Origin of the sequence: Zhongshania aliphaticivorans, assembly GCF_902705855.1 — a bacterium.
Lineage (GTDB): Bacteria > Pseudomonadota > Gammaproteobacteria > Pseudomonadales > Spongiibacteraceae > Spongiibacter > Spongiibacter aliphaticivorans_B.
This window is the reverse complement of the sequence record NZ_CACSIJ010000014.1, coordinates 100676-117708: the sequence shown is the minus strand read 5'-3', so window position 1 is coordinate 117708 and position 17033 is coordinate 100676. Positions and strand designations below refer to the sequence as shown.

17 protein-coding genes are annotated in these 17033 nt (G+C 50.1%); 8 read left to right on the top strand and 9 right to left on the bottom strand.

Going from position 1 to position 17033, the window contains the following annotated elements:
• Positions 1–53 precede the first annotated feature (53 nt).
• The 3 genes from GVJ32_RS12540 (at position 54) to GVJ32_RS12530 (ending at position 3262) form a co-directional block, all read left to right on the top strand.
• Positions 54–899, top strand: coding sequence for an alpha/beta hydrolase (locus tag GVJ32_RS12540; protein WP_159240446.1), 846 nt, complete (start codon positions 54–56; stop codon positions 897–899).
• 15 nt (positions 900–914) lie between these two features.
• Positions 915–1631: a ZIP family metal transporter gene (locus GVJ32_RS12535; RefSeq protein ID WP_159240445.1), complete on the top strand. Its 717-nt coding sequence runs from the start codon at positions 915–917 to the stop codon at positions 1629–1631.
• A 413-nt stretch (positions 1632–2044) separates the two neighbouring features.
• Complete coding sequence (locus GVJ32_RS12530; protein ID WP_159240444.1) at positions 2045–3262, top strand: saccharopine dehydrogenase family protein; 1218 nt, start codon at positions 2045–2047, stop codon at positions 3260–3262.
• A 74-nt stretch (positions 3263–3336) separates the two neighbouring features.
• On the opposite strand, the gene GVJ32_RS12525 is transcribed toward GVJ32_RS12530, so the two are convergent.
• From GVJ32_RS12525 to GVJ32_RS12515, 3 genes are all read right to left on the bottom strand, one after another.
• Positions 3337–3717, bottom strand: a complete 381-nt coding sequence (locus GVJ32_RS12525; protein WP_159240443.1) for an STAS/SEC14 domain-containing protein — start codon at positions 3715–3717, stop codon at positions 3337–3339.
• Between the two features lie 87 nt (positions 3718–3804).
• On the bottom strand, positions 3805–4092 hold the full coding sequence (locus GVJ32_RS12520) for a YheV family putative zinc ribbon protein (RefSeq protein WP_159240442.1): 288 nt from the start codon (positions 4090–4092) through the stop codon (positions 3805–3807).
• Positions 4093–4094: 2 nt separating this feature from the next.
• Positions 4095–6128 carry a M3 family metallopeptidase gene (locus GVJ32_RS12515; protein ID WP_159240441.1) on the bottom strand — a complete coding sequence of 678 codons (2034 nt, stop codon included), beginning with the start codon at positions 6126–6128 and terminating at the stop codon, positions 4095–4097.
• Positions 6129–6267: 139 nt separating this feature from the next.
• Here GVJ32_RS12515 and GVJ32_RS12510 point away from each other — a divergent pair, with 139 nt between their 5' ends.
• A complete protein-coding gene (locus GVJ32_RS12510) occupies positions 6268–6825 on the top strand; it encodes a gamma carbonic anhydrase family protein (protein WP_159240440.1) in 558 nt (185 codons plus the stop codon).
• Between the two features lie 3 nt (positions 6826–6828).
• Here the strand turns inward: GVJ32_RS12510 and GVJ32_RS12505 are convergent, their stop codons facing one another.
• The 6 genes from GVJ32_RS12505 to GVJ32_RS12480 form a co-directional block, all read right to left on the bottom strand.
• Positions 6829–7797 (bottom strand): calcium/sodium antiporter, encoded by a 969-nt coding sequence (locus GVJ32_RS12505; RefSeq protein WP_159240439.1) that lies wholly within the window; start codon positions 7795–7797, stop codon positions 6829–6831.
• Between the two features lie 33 nt (positions 7798–7830).
• On the bottom strand, positions 7831–8664 hold the full coding sequence (gene aroE, locus GVJ32_RS12500) for a shikimate dehydrogenase (protein WP_159240438.1): 834 nt from the start codon (positions 8662–8664) through the stop codon (positions 7831–7833).
• 21 nt (positions 8665–8685) lie between these two features.
• Entirely contained in the window at positions 8686–9588 is a 903-nt protein-coding gene (hemF, locus tag GVJ32_RS12495; RefSeq protein ID WP_159240437.1) for an oxygen-dependent coproporphyrinogen oxidase, read from the bottom strand.
• A 40-nt stretch (positions 9589–9628) separates the two neighbouring features.
• Positions 9629–10195 (bottom strand): L-threonylcarbamoyladenylate synthase, encoded by a 567-nt coding sequence (locus GVJ32_RS12490; protein ID WP_200841414.1) that lies wholly within the window; start codon positions 10193–10195, stop codon positions 9629–9631.
• Between the two features lie 170 nt (positions 10196–10365).
• Complete coding sequence (gene dprA, locus GVJ32_RS12485; protein ID WP_159240436.1) at positions 10366–11445, bottom strand: DNA-processing protein DprA; 1080 nt, start codon at positions 11443–11445, stop codon at positions 10366–10368.
• Positions 11446–11506: 61 nt separating this feature from the next.
• Positions 11507–12532, bottom strand: coding sequence for a LysM peptidoglycan-binding domain-containing protein (locus GVJ32_RS12480; RefSeq protein WP_159240435.1), 1026 nt, complete (start codon positions 12530–12532; stop codon positions 11507–11509).
• Positions 12533–12719: 187 nt separating this feature from the next.
• On the opposite strand from GVJ32_RS12480, the gene def reads away from it, so the two are divergent.
• The 4 genes from def to trkA all read left to right on the top strand — a co-directional run bounded on the left by def (position 12720) and on the right by trkA (position 17024).
• Entirely contained in the window at positions 12720–13229 is a 510-nt protein-coding gene (def, locus tag GVJ32_RS12475; protein WP_159240434.1) for a peptide deformylase, read from the top strand.
• Positions 13226–14212, top strand: a complete 987-nt coding sequence (gene fmt, locus GVJ32_RS12470) for a methionyl-tRNA formyltransferase (RefSeq protein WP_159240433.1) — start codon at positions 13226–13228, stop codon at positions 14210–14212. The genes def and fmt overlap by 4 nt, the downstream gene beginning before the upstream one ends.
• Positions 14209–15504: a 16S rRNA (cytosine(967)-C(5))-methyltransferase RsmB gene (gene rsmB, locus GVJ32_RS12465; RefSeq protein ID WP_159240432.1), complete on the top strand. Its 1296-nt coding sequence runs from the start codon at positions 14209–14211 to the stop codon at positions 15502–15504. Before fmt ends, rsmB begins: the two co-directional genes overlap by 4 nt.
• A 146-nt stretch (positions 15505–15650) precedes the next feature.
• Positions 15651–17024, top strand: a complete 1374-nt coding sequence (gene trkA, locus GVJ32_RS12460; RefSeq protein ID WP_159240431.1) for a Trk system potassium transporter TrkA — start codon at positions 15651–15653, stop codon at positions 17022–17024.
• Positions 17025–17033: the final 9 nt, after the last annotated feature.

The window sequence follows — 17033 nt, the reverse complement described above, 5'->3', positions numbered from 1 at the left end:
ACTACATTCCGCAGCGGCGTCCTTTAAACAACACAGCTTAAAGGAGTACTCTGATGAAACTTGTCACTCTTTTCAGCTGTTTTGTTATTCTTTTTCTCGCCGCCCACAGCCAAGCTGAAATTCTAGTAGATATTCCTTACGGCACGGCCAAAGAGCAAAAACTTGATATCTACATACCCGCAAAATCCCTGAATAACCCCGTGTTATTTATGGTTCACGGCGGCGCCTGGCGTATCGGCGACAAACAAAATCGCAGCGTTGTAAAAGCCAAAGTTGAACGCTGGGTGAAACAGGGCTGGGTATTCGTTTCAATAAATTACCGCATGCTGCCGAATACTGATCCGTATCAACAGGCCGGCGACGTCGCCAAAGCCCTTGCTTATGTACAGGCACACAGTGCTGAATGGAACGCAGACTCAAGCAAAATTATCGTAATGGGTCATTCCGCCGGCGCGCATCTTGTATCGTTATTATTAACTGATACCGCCCTCTATGACGCCGAGGCGATGAAGCAATTACAAGGTGGTATTCTCCTCGACAGCGCGGCCCTAGACATCACTAAAATTATGAGTGGAAAACATTCTCGTCTCTATGATCGGGCCTTTGGTAAAGATCCCGTCTATTGGCGTAAAACCTCTGCCATTGAGCATCTCCACAGCAATGTGAAACCGATGCTAGCAGTGTGCTCTACTCAGCGCGATGATAGCTGCGCGCAGGCACATTCCTTCGTTACAAAAGCACAAACACTTGGAGTGAAGGCACAACAATTAGGTGTGGATTTGTCCCACACCCAAATAAATTCAAATCTAGGTGACGATTCACTTTACACCAAAAATATAGAACACTTTATTCGCAGCCTAGATCCGCGCTTTAGCGTATTTCTGCCACCCACAACTTAATAAATAGAAATCTTTATGCACGGCATACTCAATATTATTCTGTTAACCGCTGCAGCCGGCGTGTGTATTCCTATCGGCGGTTTTATTGCCAGCCGAACTCGAATTCAACAGCACTGGTTAGATGAAGAGCTTCGCCACTCTATTATCTCGTTAGGCGCAGGAATCTTACTCGGTGCTGTCGCCATGGTATTAGTGCCCGATGCGCTAGATCACCTGCACCATTCACCCTGGGCTATCGCGCTACTACTAATTGGCGGTGGCATTTTTTATTGCTTGGAAAAGTATTTAGATATTCACCGTCGATCTGCTCCACAATTGACCGGCATGTTGCTAGATTATATACCTGAGTCATTAGCACTCGGTGGCATTGCCGCAAGCGGTGCCGATACCACATTGCTGCTTGCAGTACTCATTGGCTTACAAAATTTGCCAGAAGGCTTCAACGCCTTCAAAGAGCTTACCGACACCGGCCGCAGCTCGAATAAAGTATTAATGATGATGCTCGCTCTAGTGCCACTCGGCCCGCTATTTGGCTTAGCAGGTTACACTTTTCTCGGCGGCCAAGATGAAATTCTAGGCAGTATTATGTTGATCGCCAGCGGTGGAATTTTGTATTTAATATTCCAAGATATTGCCCCACAAATACCCATCCGCAAACACCGCGGCCCACCGCTAGGGGCCGTCATTGGCTTTGCCATTGCTATGCTTGGTACTGTGCTTAGCCAATATTAACCTCATACATACTCTGGTCGCTCACGGTCGGTTACAATCTTTACCCTCATTTATACACAGGTCTCAATTTATGCGGTTTCTGCTGCTACTTATTTTCATCAGCCTACTCAGTGCGTGCGGAATATCCTCCTATGATCAATCACGAGAATGGCGCCTACAAGAATGCGAGAAAATTCTCGATGACGCTGATCGCGGCAACTGTAAAACCAACACTCCATATTATAAATAAGCTACAAGATGACGCTTATCCGCCGAAGCGCCACCCTATAGCTTTGAATGATATTCGGCATTTTCAAGAACAATGTTTACAGTGAACAAATAGTGCTAAGCTCCTGCCACAAGAAGTCACTATTCATCTGAATGTCGCTAATTCAATTCTTAGCGCAATGCGCTCAGACTAGAAGGGGAAAGTAATGGCAGAGCATAAATACGATATCGTGGTTTTCGGCGCCAGCAGCTTTGTCGGCGAAATCCTGTGCCAGTACCTAAGTAAAAATCGCGAGGAGCCTGCCGTACGCTGGGCGATTGCGGGGCGCTCTAGCGCAAAATTAGAGGCGGTCAAAGCCAAACTCGGCAAGCCTGATTTAGATATCATTATTGCAGATGCCTCTGATGAGCAGGCATTGCGGGCACTTTGTGCGCAAACCCGTGTCGTTACCACGACCGTTGGCCCCTACGCACTATATGGCGAAACCATATTAAAAATTTGCGCCGAAACAGGCACCGACTACTGTGACCTTACTGGTGAAAATCAGTGGATTAGAAAAATGATCGAGCGCTACGATGCCACCGCTAAGGCATCCGGTGCCCGCATCGTAAATTGCTGTGGATTCGACTCCATCCCGTCAGATCTCGGCGTGTACTACACCCAACAACAAAGCAAAGAACTCTTTGGCGAAAATTGCAACACCATTAGCATGCGTGTAAAAGCCGCTAAAGGTGGCTTATCTGGTGGCACCTTTGCCAGCGTGCTTAACCTAATGAAAGAGGCATCTACCAACCCCGCCTTACGTAAGGAAATGGCTGATCCCTATTCTTTATGTCCCGACGAAGATACAAAAGCACGTCAAACTAATCCCGGCCTAGCGCAATTCGACAAGATTTCAGGGAGCTGGACAGCGCCCTTCATCATGGCCGCAATTAATACCCGAGTAGTACAACGCTCAAACTCCTTATTAAAAGCAGCTTATTCAAAGCCTTTCTTTTACGACGAAGCAATGATGCTTGGAACAGGATTCGGCGGTCGCCTACGAGCCGGTGCGATTGGCGGAGGGCTCGCTGGCTTTATGTTAACTGCCAGTCTCAAACCTGGCCGCTGGGTTCTGTCCCGCTTGCTACCGTCGCCAGGCCAAGGCCCAAGCCCACAAGAACAAGAAATCGGCTTTTACGATTTGTACTTTTATGGCAAAACAGCATCGGGTAAAAAACTACAGTGCCGTGTCACCGGCGACAAAGACCCCGGCTACGGCTCAACAGCAAAAATGCTCGGCCAAGCCAGTATTTGCCTTGCTCGTGATATTGATAAAACTCAAGTGGCAGGTGGCTTGCTAACGCCTGCTAGTTGCTTTGGTAACACCCTAATCGAGCGTTTAAAAGCGTACTCTGGACTGACCTTTAGCCTTATTAAATAATACCAATAAGGAAATGCTGAGTACTACCGGCATACGAATTACCTAGCGCCCGTACTCAGCATAAAGATCATAACTTAACCAAGCGCCCCAACATCTCGCTCGCTAACCCAAATTAATGCTTCATCTTTTTGTAAGGGAATGAAGTGATCAATTTCGATATTAGGAAACGCGCGCGTAATGAGCGCTGAGCCGCGATTAAACCAACGTGGCTCGCCGAGAATAGCTGTACGTGTAAAACGGTTTATATACTTGGCTAAAAACTGCATTTCTTTTAACCAGCCGCGCACCGTAAAACCATCAAAATGATCGAGCTCAATAAAGATATTTAAATTATCTTCATCGATCAGTTTGCGTTCAACTTCCTTTAAAATAACTTCAATATCCGTGTGATTAATCTTGCCAGAAACCCTAACACCTACAACGTGGGGGAATGGAAGGGCTAACAATTCCAGCATAGAATTTCCTCCGCAAATGCTTTGTAAAAAGTATAGGCAAGATCAAGGCATTTGCGTTCCCTATAATCAGAAAATAGGTATTATTCCTCAATGATCACTGCGATTTCGACCATCGCGAGGATCTATCAAGGACACAATATGAATTTCATCCTCATGGGCAAGCACTTCTTCGCCCGGCCGCGGCTGATTAACACGTGTTGATGGTTCTTCGATTTTTCCGGTGTCGTCACGAATAGATTCTTTAAACCCGCAGCGTACGCACTCCCGAATTTGCTCTACATCAGAAATTCGGTACATAACGGTTTTATCCATTTCTGCACACTTAGGGCAGACCGCGCCAGCTATAAAACGGCGTTGATTAAATACGGTAGCCACGTTTACGCTCCCTTCACGATAGCGATGCCTGAATGACGCAATAGGGCGTCATTCGCTGGTGCCCGACCACGGAAATTTTTAAACAATACGTCCGCATCCTCGGAGCCACCACGTTCTAAAATTTCGGTGCGGAATTTTTTACCGACCTCAACATTCATCACGCCTTGTTCTTCAAACAAAGAGAATGCATCAGCTGACAATACCTCAGCCCATTTATAGCTGTAATAGCCCGCTGCGTAACCGCCAGCAAAGATATGCGAGAAGCTATTTTGAAAGCGGTTAAATGCCGGTGGCTGAAATACCGCGACTTGATCTCGAACGGCGTTAATGACGGAATCAATGCCCGCTTCATCACTAATGCCAGGTTGCATATGCAATTTAAAATCGAATAAGGAAAACTCTATTTGCCGCAGCATCTGCATACCAGACTGAAAGTTCTTCGCCGCTAACATTTTGTCTAGCATATCTACGGGTAATGGCTCGCCGCTTTGGTAGTGTGCTGAAATATCAGGAATCACCGATTTTTCCCAACACCAATTTTCCAAAAATTGGCTGGGTAGCTCTACAGCATCCCAAGCAACACCACTTATGCCCGCCACACTCAGGCAATCAATTTGCGTCAACATATGGTGAAGGCCATGACCAAACTCATGAAATAAGGTCGTCACTTCATTATGTGTCAGCAAAGAAGGACGCTCACTGGTTGGCGGCGAAAAGTTACACACCAAAAATGCGACCGGCTGCTGAACGCCGCCATCTTCTAGCACGCGTCGCCCGCGAGCATTTGCCATCCACGCGCCGCCGCGCTTATTGTTGCGGGCATATAAATCTAAATAGAAGTGTGCGAGAACATTGCCATTGCGGGATATGCGGTAGCACTGTGCATCTTTATGCCAAAAATCAGCGTCATCGTGCGCGCTGATCTCAATATCAAATAATTGCCCCGTGATTTTGAACAAACCACTCATCACTTTCTCAACAGGAAAGTAGGGCCGCAAAGCCTCTTGCGAAAGCGTAAATGACGCTTCTTTAAGCTTCTCGCTAAAGTAGGGCACGTCCCACGCATTCAACTCAGCCACCCCATGCTCAGCAGCAAAGGCGCTTAGCTCTGCAAAATCTTGAGTCGCCACCGGCTTACTGGCGTGAGCTAGTTCTTCCAAGAAGTTGATAACTTGTTGGCTAGACTCAGCCATTTTGCTAGCGAGGGAGTAATCCGAATAATGCTCAAAGCCCAATAGCTGCGCCATCTCTTGGCGCAGTTGTGAAATCTCCACCATCAAGGGGCCGTTATCCCATTTACCAGCCTGTGGCCCTTGCGCCGAGCCCCGTGTTACATATGCCGTGTACACTTCCTCTCGCAATTCGCGATTGTCGGCATATTGCATAATCGGAAGGTAAGTGGGGATATCTAAACTGAGACGATAGCCATCAAGACCTTTGGCTTGGGCCGACTCACGCAGATTATCGAGCACAGTAGCGGGTACACCAGCTAAGTCGCTGGCATCGTCAATTATCTTTTCCCAGCCGTCGGTGGCGTCTAGCACATTATTTGAAAACGCTGTAGAAAGCTCGCTTAGTCGCTGCTGAATCTCCGCAAATCGGCTGGCTTTATCGCCCTCCAAGGCTACCCCAGACAAGGTAAAATCCCGCAACATATTTCGTACTGCTTGCTGGCGAGGGCCGCTTAAACGACTAAATTCACCACCGTCAGCAAAGGCTTGAACTCGCTCAAATAAGGGGCGGTTCTGACCCATTTCACTGTTGTAGGCTGTCAACATCGGCAAGCATGCGCTGTAGGCTTCACGCCATGCATCACCACTGAGCACGCTGTGTAAATGACTCATCGGCGCCCAGAAGCGGCCAATTTTGTCATCGATTTCTTCCAGCGGCGCCATTAAATTTGACCACTTTGGACTGCGCTCATCGGCAACGACGACCGCCACCTGCCGCCGCGACTCCGCTAATAAATCCTCACACTCTTTAGCCATAGCCTGAGGATCAAGGGTAGAGAAAATTGGTAAACTATTAGCCGTCATGATGAAAAAGACCTATAAACTGGAAAGCGAGAATGTGCCCAGTGTATCAAATCTACCGCCCTGCCGAATCCTGTTAACATGCTTTTTGCAAGCACAGCCCCGAATAGTAAAAACGTCACGCCAGTACCGGAGAAAAGTAATGAGCTACCAGCCCCAACAATTTATCAGGACTTTTGAAGAACACACTCCACACTTAGGTGAGCGCGTTTTTATTGACCCCAGCGCCGTGGTTATTGGTGATGTGAATATTGGTGACGACAGTTCGATTTGGCCAAACACGACTGTGCGCGGCGACATGCATCGTATTCGAATTGGCGCCCGCAGCAGTATTCAAGATAATAGTATTTTGCACATCACCCATGCCGGCCCGTACAACCCTGAAGGCTATCCTCTTACCATTGGCGACGAAGTCACCGTTGCCCACAGCGTTACGCTACACGGCTGTACCATTGGTAACCGGGTACTCATTGGCATGGGTAGCATCGTGATGGACGGCGCAGTGATTGAAGACGAAGTGGTCGTCGGTGCAAACTCGCTAGTGCCACCCGGCAAAAAGCTAGCCAGCGGCTGGCTATATGTAGGCAGCCCGGCAAAACCCGTTCGGGAGCTCAGTGAAGGGGAGTACAAATACTTTAGCTACAGCGCCGCAAATTACGCCAAATTGAAAGATCGGCATATTGCAGCGCTGTCCATTTAAACTTTAGTAAACACCCGCATCGTGTAAAAGATAAACGATATAGGCAATATAAATTAATAGTAAACCGCCGCCCTCTACTCGAGAGATACGCCGCGCTTTGCGAGGTCCGCAGGCCACCAAAAAGAACAGCCCGGTGAGCAACAGCATCACTGGGTAGTCTCGACTCAGTACCTTTTCATCTATCACGCCTGGGGCAATCACCCCGGGTAGGGCCATAACCCCCAATAGATTAAATAGGTTTGAACCCACTACATTACCGATGGCGATATCGTGTTCATTCTTGCGAGCAGCCGCCAGTGACGCCGCTAACTCCGGCAAGCTAGTACCTACCGCCACAACCGTCAAACCAATAACCAAGTCACTCAAGCCAAAGAATTGCGCAATCTCGACGGCTGACCACACCAAAACCCGCGCCGATGCGATTAGCAGTAAAAAGCCAAATAGCAACCAACCTAGCGCAACCCCTAAAGACATATCGCGGGGAATTTCGGCTTCAAATTCAGCCTCGATACTATCGCCTCTGCTGTGCTTGGCCTCCCACATTTGTCTAAGTACCACTAGCAAAAAGCCAACTAATAAGATACTGCCGTCCATCACACCCAAATGCCCATCCATCAACAGGATAAAACCCACCAACATCACCAAAATCAGCAGGGGGATTTCGCGGGTAATCAGCTTAGATTGCACATTAAGGGGGATTAGCAGAGCGGTAAAACCCAAAATCAAGGCGATATTGGTGATATTGGAACCCAGAGCATTACCGACAGCCAAGCCTGGCTGACCGTCTACTGCGGCAATGGCAGACACCAACATTTCTGGCGCCGAGGTGCCGATACCCACCACCAAAATACCTACCACCAAAGGCGAAACACCTAGGATTGATGCGGTAGCCGACGCACCAATGACAAAACGGTCTGCGCTCCACACGAGTAAAACCAAGCCCACTATCAAGGCGACAACGGTTAATAACATACAATAATTTCCAACTAGACCGTCGGCATAAATTTATGCCGACAAAGATTGACGAACTAATTCTATAACCGGCTTGGTATCTGGACGCACCCCGCGCCAAATGCAGAATGATTCAGCCGCTTGCTCAACCAGCATCCCCAAGCCATCAGAGACTGCCCACGCGGTTTCACCTGCAGCCCAACGCATAAATGGTGTTGGCTCGGCGCCGTACATCATATCGTAAGCGCAGCCATCATTACTCAATATATGGTGGGGCAGAGGCGGCAAATCGCCGCTCATACTTGCGCTAGTGCCATTAATAATGAGATCAAATTGACCGCCGGCTAAGCCGTCATAACTGCAGCCCGCAATATTGCCCAGTGAATCAAAGTGCGCAGCCAAACTTTGCGCCTTGTCCACGGTACGGTTCGCCACCAAAACATGAGCGGGGCCCTGCTTTAATAAAGGCCCAAGAATACCCCGCACCGCACCGCCAGCACCCAAAACTAACACCCGACGCCCACTCAGCTCCCAACCGAGGTTGTCGTGAATGTCGCGAACCAAGCCAACTCCGTCGGTATTGTCGCCGTAAATGCTGCCATCTTCTTGTAAGGCGAGGGTGTTTACCGCACCAGCACGACGAGCGCGGCCACTGAGTTGGTCGGCAAATTCAAAGGCGTCCAATTTAAACGGCACCGTGATATTTAAACCCTTGCCACCATGGCTGAAGAACTGGCCCGCGGTCTCAGCAAAACGTTCCAGCTCAACTTTGTGGGCGCGATAATGCAATTGCTGACCAGTTTGCTCAGCAAAGGCCGCGTGTATTTGGGGAGATTTGCTGTGTTTAACGGGGTTTCCGTACACTGCATACTGATCTTTACTTTCCATAAGCAAAAAATACTGCCTGTATTATTCCGATGATAACCAATCTCTACGCGGCAAAAATTGCGTAGTTAAAGCGGCTTCTGGGCTACCTACTTCGGGCTGCCAATTATACTCCCATCTGACTAAGGGCGGCAGCGACATAAGAATAGATTCGGTACGACCACCACTTTGCAAACCAAACAAAGTACCTCGGTCATGCACTAAATTAAACTCAACGTAGCGGCCACGGCGATACAGCTGAAACTGACGCTGGCGGTCACCCCACTCCATTCCTTTGCGACACTCGACAATAGGCACGTAAGCATCGGTATAGGAGTTGCCCACCGCCTGCATAAAGTCAAAACAGTGCTCAAAACCACCGTCGTTCAAGTCATCAAAAAACAGCCCGCCAACTCCCCGAGCCTCATTCCGGTGTCCCATGTAAAAATAATCATCGCACCAACTTTTATACTTGGCATAGACATCGTCGCCAAAAGGGTCACAGGTATTTTTAGCCACCTGATGCCAGTGCTGGCAGTCCTCTTCAAAACCGTAGTAGGGCGTAAGGTCGTAACCGCCACCAAACCACCATACTGGTTCTTCACCAGGCTTTTCCGCCACAAAAAATCGCACATTGGCATGGCTTGTAGGTACATAAGGATTTTGTGGATGCATCACTAAAGACACCCCCATTGCCTGATAACTGCGGCCCGCCAACTCCGGGCGGTGAGCACTCGCGCTGCCCGGCATGGCATCACCCTGAACATGGGAAAAATTCACACCGCCTTTTTCAAACACAGCGCCATCGGTCATGACTCGACTGCGGCCGCGCCCCCAATCATCTTCGACGAATTTCGCTTTACCATCCACCGCCTCCAACTGCTCGCAGATGCGGTCTTGGAGGGACAATAAAAACTGCTTTACCGCAGCGATATCTACATTCTTCATAACGTCTCCACGGCAGCAAAAATCGCGCCGTTAATACTACTCAGGCACCACGTAAATATTCGCCGCTCAAGGCGTCGCGAATATCCGTAGGTTGCGCGCGCGCTCCAGTTCGACCTGGTAGGTAATAATCAATTTGCGGACCAAAATACCGCTGTGCTTCAGACTGAGCTCTGGCTGGCTCACACCCCGCAGGATTGGCCGAGGTTGACACTAAACAGGTGTTGGCAGCACGACAAAGCGCCGCCGTAAGTGGGTGATCACTAACCCTGATCGCCACACTCTGGTGGCTTCCGCGAATCCACAACGGCGCCCAAGCGTAATCAGGTACAACCCAGGTATGCGGCCCAGGCCAGCTTGCCTCTACAGTGCGGCGAATAGTCTCGGGTAAATTCGGCAATATGTCATCGAAACGGGCTACGCAATCAGCGACCAAGACCAGGCCCTTAGCGGGGTCGCGATTTTTCATACTCAAAATACGCTCCACCGCAGTGCGATCCCACGGCACACAGGCCAAGCCCCATACCGCTTCTGTGGGGTGGCTCACAACTGCACCCGCTCGTAACAACGCAGCGGCGCGGCGCAGACGATAAGAATTTGACAAGGCCATAAAATGGATCCGCATAGTGGTTAGCGAAAGCGACAAAATGCGGCCAAAGTATACCCGTTTTTACACGGTGATGAGCCGTAAATTCATGAATGGGTACTGAACTTCTATTGAGTCCTACAGGAAACTAGCATTTGCTCGCGCTTATGTTGCCACCACGAAACTTAGGGGAATTATCGGCAACGCTGCCAGCCGCCGCGCTGCTGCTCTACCCAGCCTTCAACTTCTAGTTCACTTAGTTCAGCTAGAGTAGCCGTCACGCCCAAGCCGCAGTACTGTACGAGTTCATCAAGAGATTGTGGCTCGTAACCAAGCGCGTCATATACTTTGGAGACAACGCTGCTTTCCGTGCCTGTTGGTGCAGATGGCAATTCGCTGCTCGTCCACCCGGAAAATTCTTCAACTATGTCGGCCAGCGTTTCGACCAGTTTTGCACCTTGTTTAATAAGGGCATTACAACCTCGGCTAGCGGGATTATGAATAGATCCAGGAATGGCGAATACTTCACGATTTTGCTCCAAAGCCTGTTTAGCGGTAATTAATGAGCCGCTATGTATTGCCGCCTCAACCACTAACACACCTAAACTCATGCCGCTGATTATGCGATTGCGGCGCGGAAATTGGTGCCGCAGCGGTGGACTACCCAAGGGAAATTCGCTCAGCAGCAGCCCCTCAACACCAATTTGCTGATAGAGCGCCGTGTTAGTCCTTGGATAACAACAATCCACCCCCGTTCCTAATACGGCAATCGTAGAGGCGGGTGTCGATATTGCCCCAATATGGGCGGCCGCATCGACACCAAGCGCCATTCCGCTAACCACGGTGAACCCAGCTTGCCCCAGCGCACTGGCAAAAGCCTTTGCATCACTATGACCCATACGGCTCGGACGACGACTGCCCACCACCGAAAACAACAACTGATTCAGCAGCTCACGGCGTCCTCGGTAATACATCAGGGGTGGAGCGTCGTGAATTTCTTTAAGCAGGGCGGGGTAGTCATCATCGTGCCAACACACAAGCTCTGCATTGGCATTTTTGAGAACGTCATCGACGGCGCCGTGATCTGAGCGCCCGAGCTCTGTAGCAAGTGCCTGCAGCTGTGTAGCACCGACGCCAAACTGTATTAATTCAGAAGCAGGCCGTTCAAGTAATGCATGGGGAGTGTTAAACGCGCTCATCAACCTACGAAAATTCGCTGGCGATAGCCTTAAAATTTGCTGAGTCTGTAGCCAGCGGCGGGCAAGTATTTCCACATTCGCATCCTTGCGTGTTGTGGCAGGGTCGTGGTTAACGACCCGCGTATTTATAATTTTACTATGGGTTTTTAACGATATCGCCTACTTTAAGCGGCTGCTCTGCCTTTAATACCAAGGCGTAGCTAACACGCTCAAAGCTGCGAAAAACCATTAATAATCCAGCGCGCACATCAGGAACCTTTACTCGTTCATTGGTAACGGGGTCGGTCACTATCCCGCCTGCAGAATAAATTGCCATGACATCGCCGGGTTCTAGCTTGTTTCGCTCACCTAAATTTAGTGTGACCACATCAAGGCTACCAACCTGAGTCACACCACCCTCGACCGCAATAATATAACCATTACTGTTTTCCACCGGCGCCTTTGGCTCAAAGCGCGCATGGATATGGCGAACTTCCATAGGCAAAAGCCGGTCGGCACGACGGATTTCTTGGGTACTGCGATTTAGGGTCAGCGTAGCAACATCTTTTTCAGTGGCGAGTAGATTGGCGGTGCCAATATCGGTGGCTTCTACACCTAATACCTCGCGGGTAACGGGATCCTTGTAAACCTGACCGCGACGGTAAACGCCGTAGGTTTCATCTTTACTAAAATCACCCCGACCTAATATTTGATCCCCTGCGCCAGCAACAATATTGCCGCGCTTGCCCGCCAGTACGTAAGGAGCCTGTTCCAAATCAGCGTCGCTAACAACGCGGCTGCGGGTTAAAAAGGGGGCGATCACGTCTAGTGGGATCGCCGGAATAGCATCGGTAATCTCTGAAATACGCATTTCTGGGGTTAGTTTTACAACACTATTATCAGGCGCAGAATGTCTCACCAATACCGGCTTGCCATCTACCCACATGAGTTTTAATACATCACCGGGATAAATCAAATGCGGATTTTTTACCTGTGGGTTGTAATGCCACAACTCAGGCCAGAACCACGGGTCATCCAAAAACATGCCCGAAATAGCCCAGAGCGTATCGCCTTTTTTGACCACATAGCTTTGCGGGTGACCCGCTTTTAAAGAAAGCACATCACCCGCCTGGGCCAACGCCATCACTAGCCCCAGACAAAGCCCCAATACTGTGTTCTTCATAATTAAATCCTATTACTCTTTAAACTGGCCGCCAGTACATGGCAAGAATCAGGCATTTCTTATACGCTCCCTGTATAATATAGAGGATGCGCTGCAACAGGCGAATATTTTGTAGACCAAAGTGTCTACTCAATCATTATCTTAGCAATAGTTACACAACTTACACGATAAATGGTCACGAACTACTATGGCTGTACTTGAAATCCTTGAGTTTCCCGATTCAAGACTGCGAACGGTGGCAAAACCCGTTAAAGACGTTGATGATCGCGTCCGTCAATTAATCGACGACATGTTCGAAACAATGTACGAAGCGCCAGGCATAGGCCTAGCTGCGAGCCAAATCAATGTTCACGAACAAATTGTGGTGATTGATGTCAGCGACGACCGCAGTGAACCGCTGGTGTTTATAAACCCTGAAATCACCGTCATCGATCAAGAAACCTTTGAATATGACGAGGGCTGCCTGTCGGTACCCGGTTTTTACGAAACGGTGGTGCGGCCACAGCATATCCGCGTAAAAGCCTTAGACCGCAACGGCGAACCCTTTGAAATGGAACCAGAAGGCTTGCTGGCGGTGTGTATTCAACATGAGAATGACCACCTCTTAGGCAAACTATTTGTCGATTATATTTCGCCGCTTAAGCGCAATCGTATTCGCAGTAAAATGGAAAAACTCCATAAGCAACAACCCTCATGAGCACAGCACCTTTACGGCTAATATTTGCTGGCACGCCTGATTTTGCCGCCCAGCACTTACAGGCACTTATAGACGACGGCAGCCATCACATCGTCGCCGTCTACAGCCAACCCGACCGTCCAGCAGGTCGCGGCAAAAAGACCCTGCCCAGCGCCGTGAAACAATGTGCAGAGGCAGCAGGCTTGCCGGTATACCAGCCCCACAACTTCAAAGACGCTACCGACCGCGAACTTCTCGCCAGTCACCAAGCAGACTTAATGATCGTGGTCGCCTACGGTCTACTGCTGCCGCAAAGTGTCTTAGATATTCCGCGCCTTGGTTGTATAAATGTTCATGGTTCACTGCTGCCGCGTTGGCGTGGCGCAGCACCGATTCAGCGCGCCATTGAAGCAGGTGATCTGAAGACCGGCGTTACCATTATGCAAATGGATGCCGGCCTAGACACCGGCGCCATGCTCAGCAAAGTCGAATGCAACATTCACGACACTGACTCCGCCGCCGATCTGTTTGAACGACTAGCAGAGATTGGTGGCCCAGCGCTATTGCAGGCCGTGTCCGCGCTAGCCCAAGGCACAGCGCAAAAAGAAGTCCAAGACGATACTCTCAGTAATTACGCCAAAAAAATCACCAAGGACGAAGCCTTTATTAACTGGCAGGAAGACGCGATCACGCTACATAGAAAAGTCCGTGCCTTTAACCCATTCCCCATTTGCTATACCCAATTTGCGGCGAACAGCCGTGACGAGCGAATTAAAATCTGGCGTGCAGAACCAATCTCCGCAGCTGACCATAGCGCAGTTGCAGGAGAAATCCTCAGCGCAGACAAGTCTGGTATTACCGTCGCCTGTGGCCACGGCGCCTTGCGCATTCTCGATTTACAAATGCCCGGCGGCAAAGTGCTGGCTGCTCGCGATATTCTCAACGCCCGCGCTGAACAGTTTAGCCCCGGCACATTAATGGCTTCGCCATCAGGCACACTATGAAATGTCCCCGGGTCGCCGCCGCGCGCTGCCTTGCAAATATTGAGCAAGAGGGCAGCTCGCTCTCGCGCGTCTTAGCCCGTTACGAACAAGATGTTGAGCCCTCTCAACGCTCGCTTTACCGCGAACTTTGCTACGGTAGCCTGCGGTATTACTGGAAGTTAGATGCCGCCCTAAAGCCCTTTTTTAGCAAAGCCTTAAAAGCCAAAGACAGCGATGTAAAAATGCTGATTTACCTTGGTGCGTATCAACTTTTTTATACCCGAATCCCCCCCCACGCGGCCATTAACAGCAGCGTCGAAGGCTGCCGAAGCCTCGGTAAGAAATGGGCATCGGGCATGGCAAATGCGATTTTACGCCGCTGCCAACGCGAACAAGACAGCATATTCACCAATCTCAGCGCCGATGCTAATGCCGCGTTCCCCGCATGGCTTTTTGACTCTCTTAAACAGGCATGGCCAGACCAACTAGACGATATTCTCGCCGCCAGCAATGCACATCCGCCGTTTTGTTTACGCGTAAACGCCCTACATCAAAGCCGAGAAGACTATTTAGACATTCTTGCCAAAGCCGATATCGCCGCACAAGCCTGTGACTTCGCCAGCTCAGGCCTACGCCTTGAACAAGCTTGTAGCGTCGACAAATTGCCCGGCTTTCACGACGGCCATGTCAGCGTGCAGGACGAAGCCGCGCAGCTATGCACCCAATTGTTGGATCTATCCGCGGGCTTGCGAGTGCTAGACGCCTGCGCTGCACCCGGGGGCAAAACCGGCGCGATATTGGAGTGCGAGCCGCACTTAGCTGAAGTTGTCGCCCTAGATATCGACGAGCAACGCCTTATCCGCATTCAAGACAACTTAGATCGCCTGCAACTGAACGCGACTCTCGTCAGTGCCGATGCCGCCGATACTGACACATGGTGGGACGGCGTCCAATTTGATCGTATTTTGCTAGATGCGCCGTGTTCCGCCACCGGCGTTATTCGTCGCAACCCCGACATTAAGCTCAACCGACTCGCCACAGATATAGGCCCACTGGTAGAACTACAAGCTAGCCTACTCACCAAGCTCTGGCAGAGTTTAAAACCCGGCGGCATTTTTGTTTACGCTACCTGCTCGTTATTACCTGCTGAGAATGAACAGCAAGTGGCAGCATTTTTAACTGATCATTCAGATGCCGAGTTAATACCAATAGCCGCCAATTGGGGGATAGGCCGCGATGGTTGCCGGCAGCTTTTCCCACACATTGACGGGCACGACGGTTTCTTCTACGCGAAAATTCGTAAAATACTCTGATCACGGCTATTGAGTGGCGCACCTCGTCGCCGCACAATGACGGGCTTGATCGTAACTATTTTTTTCTCACCCCAGCACGTGTCATCTCGCTGTGGTAACAGTATCAGGCACCAATCGATAACAGGCAGCGCAGGCGACTTCGAACAATGAAAATCATTATTCTCGGCGCAGGGCAGGTGGGTGGCACATTGGCCGCCAACCTCGCCAGTGAACACAATGACATTACTATTGTAGATAAAGACCCTGATCGACTCAGGGAGCTGCAGGATCGCCTCGACATTGGCACAGTAACCGGACAAGCCTCGCACCCCGACGTGCTAGCCCGAGCAGGGGCGGCAGATGCGGATTTATTAATCGCGGTAACCAATAGCGACGAGATTAATATGGTCGCCTGCCAAGTGGCCTACACACTGTTCCGCACACCGACCAAAATCTCTCGTATTCGCTCCAATGCTTACACCAATGTAGAAAAGCTATTCGGTAATGACGCCATACCCATTGATGTTTTTATTAGCCCTGAAGAGCTGGTAACTCGCTACATTAAGCGCCTATTACAGTACCCCGGCTCACTGCAAGTACTGGATTTTGCCGACGGCAAGGTTCAGTTAGTTGGCGTAAAAGCGTATTACGGCGGGCCAATGGTGGGCAATGAACTGGCGGCTATCCGCGACCACATGCCCACCGTAGACACCCGTGTAGCAGCTATTTTCCGACGTGGAACGGCTATTTTGCCCAGCGGCGACACCGTGGTTGAAGCCGGCGATGAAGTATTTTTCATTGCGGCCAAAAAGAACGTTATGCCGGTAATGAGTGAGTTGCGTCGCTTAGACACACCCTACAAACGCCTAGTCATTGCTGGCGGCGGCAATATCGGCGAACGCCTTGCGAGGGCGGTGGAAAGCCGTTATCACGTAAAAATTATTGAGCGCAGCTATGACCGCTGTCGCGCCTTGTCAGAGCAATTATCTAAAGCCATCGTGTTACATGGCAGCGCCTCTGACCACGATTTGCTCGCGCAGGAAAATATTGAAGAAACCGACGTGTTTCTCGCGCTCACCAATGACGACGAAGCAAACATCATGTCGTCTTTGCTAGCCAAGCGAATGGGCGCCAAGAAAGTGATTACCTTAATTACCAATCCCGCCTATGTCGATTTAGTACAGGGCGGTGATATCGACATTGCCATTTCACCCCAGCAAATCACCATTGGCAGCTTGCTCACTCATGTTCGTCGCGGCGATATTTACAATGTCCACTCGCTGCGGCGCGGCGCGGCCGAGGCGCTGGAAATTATTGCCCACGGCGACAACCGCTCATCCAAAGTCGTTGGTCGCCGCCTAGACGAAATCGTCTTACCCGAAGGTGTCAGCATTGGCGCACTAGTCAGGGGTGAGGAGGTCATGATCGCCCACAGCCATTTGCTAGTTGAGTCTGAAGACCATTTGATTTTATTCCTCGTCGATAAGAGCAAGATCAAAATGGTCGAGAAATTATTTCAGGTCGGGTTTACCTTCTTCTGATGACAAGCC